1 protein-coding gene is annotated in these 786 nt (G+C 75.3%); it reads left to right on the top strand.

Annotated elements, in window-relative coordinates:
• Positions 1 to 40 precede the first annotated feature (40 nt).
• On the top strand, positions 41 to 786 hold a 746-nt coding region (locus tag ACOV8S_RS16515; protein ID WP_448318564.1), incomplete at its 3' end, for a hypothetical protein.

Genomic DNA, 786 nt, shown 5'->3' with positions numbered 1-786 from the left:
CTCCCACCCCCACCCCACCGACAGGACGGCTGGTCAGCCCATGAGCACCGTGAGCACCGAGAGCCCGCGCACGCTCGCCTTCGTCGAGAGTCCCGTTCAGCTGCTCAACGTCATGGAATGGGCGGCGCACGCCCGCGAGCGCGGCGTCGGGCTGGTCGTCCTGTCGCCCACCGACCCGATGAGCCGGGGCCAGCTGCGGCGGATGTCCGAGCTGGCCCGCAGCGAGGGCCACGACGTCCGCTGGGAGGAGGCCCGGGGCGGCGCGCTGGCCCCCTTCAAGACCGTCGGAGGGCTCACCGGCCCGCTGCGGCGGGCGGAGCGGATCGTCGTCGGCGACCCGTTCTCCCGCTACGTGCAGCTGCTGCTGGGCATCGCGCCGGCCCGGGACCTTGTGGTCGTCGACGACGGCACCGCCACCCTGGAGTTCACCGCGCAGCTGGTGCGGCGCGAGCCGCTGGTGCGGTGGCACCGGCGCGGGGCGCGGCCCTCGCCGCGCGACCTCGCGCTGGCGCCCGTCTCCCGCTACGCGCGGCGGCGGCTGACGCCCAAGGAGCGGCGGCGGGTGGAGATCTTCACCGCCATGCCGCTGGCGGAGGTCCCCGCGGACGCGGTGGTCACCGTCAACGACTTCGCCTGGACCCGGTCCGCCTTCGGACCGCCGACGGTCACCGAGGGGGCCGACCTGGTGGGCACGTCCCTGGTCGAGACGGGGGTGGTGGACGTCGAGGCGTACATGGCGGTGGTGGGGCGGCTGGCACGGGAGCACGGGGTGCGGCGGTACTTCGC

Source organism: Streptomyces sp. CO7, from assembly GCF_053474865.1.
The sequence above is the reverse complement of the archived record's forward strand: the minus strand, read 5'-3'. Positions and strand labels throughout refer to the sequence as shown.